The organism is Mesorhizobium sp. ORS 3428, assembly GCF_001854785.1.
In the GTDB taxonomy this organism is placed as follows: Bacteria; Pseudomonadota; Alphaproteobacteria; order Rhizobiales; family Rhizobiaceae; genus Mesorhizobium.
On record NZ_MDFL01000038.1, the window covers coordinates 1 to 5,468 of the forward strand.

Sequence of the window (5,468 nt, forward strand, 5' to 3'; positions counted from 1 at the left end):
GGCCTGGCCAATGACGGCCGGGTCGATCGCAAGGGAAGGCCCTATCCTCTCCAGGCGGCAGTGATCGCCAGGGAGTTCGCCGATGTCATCGTGTTCACGCAGCCGCCGCCGGYCGTCCAGCGGATCGCATTCGGCATCCTCGCGCCGATTGCTCGCGGGCTCGGCTACCAGGCYATCATACCACGCTATTGCAAGCCGCATGCACGCGTGACACCRGCTGCCGATGCGCTGGCGGCGGCAGGGCTGGYTGCGGAATAGAGCAGGTTTCAGGAAAAACAAACCGGCGCCGAGAATCCGGCGTGGCAAAGGTGTACGAATTGGCGGCTTGGCTGATCCCGTTGGCAGTCGGGATAGATGGTGCCCAGAAGAGGACTCGAACCTCCACTCCTTGCGGAACACGGACCTGAACCGTGCGCGTCTACCAATTCCGCCATCTGGGCTGGTGCGGGCTCATGTAAGCGGGTGGACRATGCCTGTCAACGCGCTTTTTTCGACGGGCGTCGCTTGCCGGCTTAAGCTGGCAAAGCGAGATTATTTGGGAATTCGCCCAAGCTGTGCTGCTGATGTCAATTGTCGGCGTCGGCGCCGCCCCTCATCCGCCTGCCGGCACCTTCTCCCCGTATAGTGACGGGGAGAAGGGAGTGGCCGCGGCCTCGGCGCCCTTCCTGCAACGCTGGCGATTGGCGAAAGCGGCGATGAGAGCGCCCCTCTCCCCGTTCTAGGGGGAGAGGATGCCGGCAGGCAGGTGAGGGGCAGCGCGAAYGCCGGACAGGTCAAGCGCAGGAACGGGAATCTGAAGTGATTTGCCCGGCAACCGCCCTGTCCGATGGGTGCCCCAGCAGGCGAGAGCCCTCACCCCTCCAGCACTTCCTTCTTCGCCACCGTGGAATCGGCGTTGAGCTTGTAGATCACCGGCACGCCGGTGCCGAGCTCGAGCTTGACGATCTCCTCGCCGCTCTTGCCGTCCAGCGCCATGATCAGCGCGCGCAGCGAATTGCCGTGGGCGGCAATCAGCACCGTTTCGCCGCGCAGCACATGCGGCTGCACATCGTGCAGGTAGTAGGGCCACACGCGCGCGCCGGTGTCCTTCAGGCTTTCGCCGCCGGGCGGCGACACGTCATAGGAGCGGCGCCAGATATGCACCTGCTCCTCGCCCCACTTCTTGCGCGCGTCGTCCTTGTTGAGGCCGGAAAGGTCGCCATAGTCGCGCTCGTTGAGCGCCTGGTCGCGGATGGTCTTCAGATCACTCTGGCCGACAACGTCGAGGATGTGCTGGCAGGTCTTCTGCGCCCGCTTCAGCGCCGAGGTGTAGGCGATGTCGAATTTCAGGCCACGTGCCTTGAGCTTCTCGCCGGCGGCAAGGGCTTCGGCATTGCCCTGCTCGGTCAGGTCAACATCGCGCCAGCCGGTGAACAGGTTCTTCAGGTTCCATTCGCTCTGGCCGTGGCGCACGAGCACGAGAGTTCCCGACATGTTTGCTCCTTCGAATTTGTGGAAAGGGTATCTCAGCTCAGGCCGAGCACGTCCCGCATGGAATAGAGCCCCGGCTTCTTCGCGCGCGCCCAGAGTGCCGCCTTGACGGCGCCGCGGGCAAAGATCGCCCGGTCCTCCGCCTGGTGGGAAAGCGTGATGCGCTCGCCCGTGCCGGCCAGGATCACGCTGTGCTCGCCGACCACCGAGCCGCCGCGCAGCGTGGCGAATCCGATCGTTCCCGCCTTGCGCACGCCGGTGTGGCCGTCGCGCACCCGCACGCTGTTGTCCTTCAGCGCGATCTCCCTGCCCGTCRCCGCCGCCTCGCCGAGCAGCAGCGCCGTGCCGGACGGCGCATCGACCTTGTGCTTGTGGTGCATTTCGAGGATTTCGATGTCGAAATCTTGCGGGTCGAGCGCACGCGCCGCCTGCTCTACCAGCACCGCCAACAGGTTGACGCCGAGGCTCATATTGCCCGATTTGACGATGGTCGCGTGGCGCGCGGCGGCGGCGATCTTGGCGTCGTCGTCGGCCGAACAGCCGGTTGTGCCGATGACATGGACGATGCGCGCCTGCGCCGCATAGCCTGCGAATTCCACGCTTGCGCCGGGCGCGGTGAAATCGAGCACGCCGTCAGCCTTGGCGAAGGCCGGCAGCGGGTCGTCGACGATCGGCACGTTGATGATGCCGATGCCGGCGAGCTCGCCGGCGTCCTTGCCGAGATGCGGCGAGCCCGGCCGCTCGACCGCGCCGGCAACGCGCGCACCGGGCATCGAGTGGATGGCGCGGATCAACGTCTGGCCCATCCGGCCGGCGGCGCCGACCACAACCAGGCCCATATCGCCCGTTTCGCTCATGCGCTTCTCCTGACAGGCTTCTTCGCGCGCGTGCGCGGCAGCGGAGTTTGAATTGGCTTGGCGTCATCGACAAGCCCCAGCCCCTTCTTGCCCTGCACCCGGTGGAAGCGGGCATAGACGCTGTGCGGATCGGCCATCAGCGAGGCATGCGTGCCCTGCTCGACCAGCCGGCCCTCTTCCAGCACGATGATGTGGTCGGCATTGACCACCGTCGACAGCCGGTGCGCGATCACGATGGTGGTGCGCCCTTCCATGACATGGGTCAGCGCCTCCTGGACGCGYGCTTCCGCCTCGTTGTCGAGCGCCGATGTCGCCTCGTCGAGCAGCAGGATCGGCGCCTGGCGCACGATGGCGCGGGCGATCGAGACGCGCTGGCGCTGGCCGCCCGACAGCGTCATGCCGTTCTCGCCGACCGGCGTGTCGTAGCCCTGCGGCTGCTGGCGGATGAACTCGTCTGCCGCTGCCTGGCGAGCCGCCAGCTCGATCTCGGCGTCGGTGGCGGAAAGCCGGCCATAGCGGATATTGTCGCGGATCGTGCCCTCGAACAGATAGGGCGCCTGCGAGACATAGGCGATCGAACCGCGCAGCGACTGCTTGGTCACCCTGGAAATGTCCTGGCCGTCGACTTCGATGCTGCCGCTATCGACATCGTAGAAGCGCTGCAGAAGCGCGACCAGGGTCGACTTGCCGGCGCCCGAGGCGCCGACGATCGCCGTGACCTTGCCGGCCGCGGCCGTGAAGCTCAGGTTGCGCAGCACCGGCATGTCTTCGGTGTAGCTGAAGGTGACATTGTCGAATCGCACCTCGCCGCTGGTGATTTTCGCTTCGACGGCGCCGGGCGCATCGCCCTGCTGCGGCTCGAGGTCGAGCAGCTCGTAGATCATGCGCGCATTGACCAGCGACCGTTCCATGCCGACCTGCATGCGCGCAAGGCGCCTTGCCGGATCGTAGGCGAGGATCAGCGCAGTGATGAAGGAGAAGACCGCTCCCGGCGGCTGCCCGAGCACGAGCGCCCGATAGCCGGAATAGGCAATGACGCCGGTGACGGCGAGGCCGGCCAGCATGTCGGAGATCGGCGTCAGTCGCTCCGACACGCGGGCGATCTTGTTGCCGCGCTGTTCGGCGCTCTCGGAGAGCTTGCCGATGCGCCGCGACAGCTCCTCCTCCATGGTGAAGGCCTTGACGATGGCGATGCCTTGCGTTGCCTCCTGCATGGCGCCGATCAGCCGCGAGTTGATCTGTACGGATTCGCGCGAGATGCGGCGCACCCGGCGCTGGAGATAGACGACGGCCCAGATCAGCGGCGGCCCGATCAGCAGCGCGGACAGCGACAAGAACGGGTCCTGGTAGATCATGACGCCGATCAGACCGACCAGCGACACGCCGTCGCGCGCGATCGAGGTCAGCGTCATCGACAGGAGGTCGCGGATGCCGTTGATGTTCTCGTTGACCCGCGCCGCGAGCTGGCCGGAACGCGTGTCGGTGAAGAAGCCGACGCCGAGCTTCATCAGATGGTCGAAGATGCGGCGCTGGTAGCGCGCCACCAGATTGTTGCCGATCTTGGACAGCGTCACCGCCTGGCCATAGGTGGCAAGCCCGCGCAGCACGAAGGAAGCCATGATGCCCGCGCAGATCAGGTAGATCAGATCGCTGCGCCGATCATAGAAGATCTGGTTGACGACCGGGCTCATGATCCAGGCGGCGAAGGCCGTCGTTCCCGAAACGACCAGCGAGCAGGTGATCGCGACGACGTAGGACCAGCGGTATTCGCTGCCGTTCTCGACGATGATGCGGCGCAGGATCGCCCAGGTCTCGCCCGGCTGGGCCTTCGCTTGATGTTGAAGCGACTGGTTCAAATCGGGATTTGTTCCGTGATTTTCGGTTGGCTTCGCAGCAGGGCTGCAATTCGGCGCCCCTCTTAGCGCTCCAGTCGCGGCTTGCCTATGGCAAAACTTCGTCGCGGCGGCCAATCGCCATCCCGAACCCGGACGTGATCACGCCCGCCAGTGCCGTCCCGTGGTCTGGACGCCGAACAGCGATGGGGYCCTGGCATAGGCGGCGAGGCCGAGAAGCGCGGCCAGCGGATGCGTGATGACATAGACCGGCATCGAGCGCATCAGCGCGCTGTGCGGCGCCTTGTCCTCGAAAGYGGCGCGGAAATTGCCGGCTTTCAGCGCCGGCACGATCTTCTGCGCGATGCCGCCGGTGAGGAAGACGCCGCCGCGGCTCATGAACACCAGTGCCAGATCGCCGGCGGTGCGGCCGAGGCAGGTGACGAACAGCGACAGCGCTTCCTCCGCCACCTGGTCGGATTTGGCGAGYCCGGCCGCGGTGATCTCGGCCGGCGTCGTGAACGGTGTCGGCATGGCGTCGGCCTTGGCGACGGCGCGATAGAGATTGACCAGCCCGCGGCCGCACAGGATCTGCTCGCCGGAGATGCGGCCCTCGAGCTTTTCGATATGCGGGAAYACCTCGAAGTCGCGCGGCGTGCGCGGGCCGATATCCATATGCCCGCCCTCGCCCGGCACCGGTATCCAGTGGTGCAGCGCGTAGATCAGCCCGGCGACGCCGAGGCYGGTCCCGGGGCCGAGCACGACCTTGCCCGCGCTCGGCTCCGGCGTGCCGCCGCCGATCTTTTCCATATGCTCTTCGCCGAGCGCCACGACAGCCAGCGCCTGCGCCTCGAAATCGTTGAGCACGACGATCTCGCTTAAGCCCAGATTGGCAAACATCTGGCGCGGCTTGACCACCCAGGGGCAGTTGGTGAGCCGGATCTCGTCGCCGTCGACGGGGCCGGCAACCGCCAGCAAGGCCGAATTCGGCTGGACCGACGAGCGATCGAGCACCGCCGCCTGGATCGCCTCGTCGATRGTCTTGAAATTGGCCGTCTRGACAATCTGCGGCTCRGTCGCTTCCGAATTGGCGTCGAGCACAATCGAGAAGCGAGCATTGGTACCGCCAATATCGCCGATCAGGACGGGAAACCGCATCGCTGTATCGTCTTCGCCTGCCATGCTTCTTGTTCGTCCCCTCTTGGCCATCCGCCTTTGCCTGTTCGTTGAACTAGCGCATGGACTTGCAAAGGGAAAGCGGATTGGCCGTCAGGTTCATGGCATTTGCTTCAACGGCGAGGCCGCCGTC

Annotated in this window: 4 protein-coding genes, 1 tRNA gene and 1 pseudogene; 1 reads left to right on the forward strand and 5 read right to left on the reverse strand. The window is 65.7% G+C overall.

Translation table 11 applies throughout. The features are described 5' to 3' along the window. A pseudogene (locus tag ORS3428_RS05600) lies at nt 1-258 on the forward strand (cupin domain-containing protein); the annotation flags it as partial. Nucleotides 259-355: 97 nt separating this feature from the next. Here the strand turns inward: ORS3428_RS05600 and ORS3428_RS05605 are convergent. The 5 genes from ORS3428_RS05605 to ORS3428_RS05625 form a co-directional block, all read right to left on the reverse strand. Continuing rightward, nucleotides 356-440 (reverse strand) — tRNA-Leu (locus ORS3428_RS05605). Between the two features lie 412 nt (nt 441-852). Further along, nucleotides 853-1,473, reverse strand: a complete 621-nt coding sequence (locus ORS3428_RS05610; RefSeq protein WP_071095351.1) for a 2,3-bisphosphoglycerate-dependent phosphoglycerate mutase — start codon at nt 1,471-1,473, stop codon at nt 853-855. 32 nt (nt 1,474-1,505) lie between these two features. Beyond that, complete coding sequence (gene dapB, locus ORS3428_RS05615) at nt 1,506-2,327, reverse strand: 4-hydroxy-tetrahydrodipicolinate reductase (RefSeq protein ID WP_071095353.1); 822 nt, start codon at nt 2,325-2,327, stop codon at nt 1,506-1,508. Then, entirely contained in the window at nt 2,324-4,183 is a 1,860-nt protein-coding gene (locus ORS3428_RS05620) for an ABC transporter ATP-binding protein (RefSeq protein WP_071095355.1), read from the reverse strand. Before ORS3428_RS05620 ends, dapB begins: the two co-directional genes overlap by 4 nt. Before the next feature lie 138 nt (nt 4,184-4,321). Beyond that, the gene (locus ORS3428_RS05625; protein WP_071095357.1) at nt 4,322-5,341 is read right to left on the reverse strand and encodes a glucokinase; all 1,020 of its coding nucleotides are present in this window, start codon (nt 5,339-5,341) and stop codon (nt 4,322-4,324) included. Between the last annotated feature and the right edge of the window lie 127 nt (nt 5,342-5,468).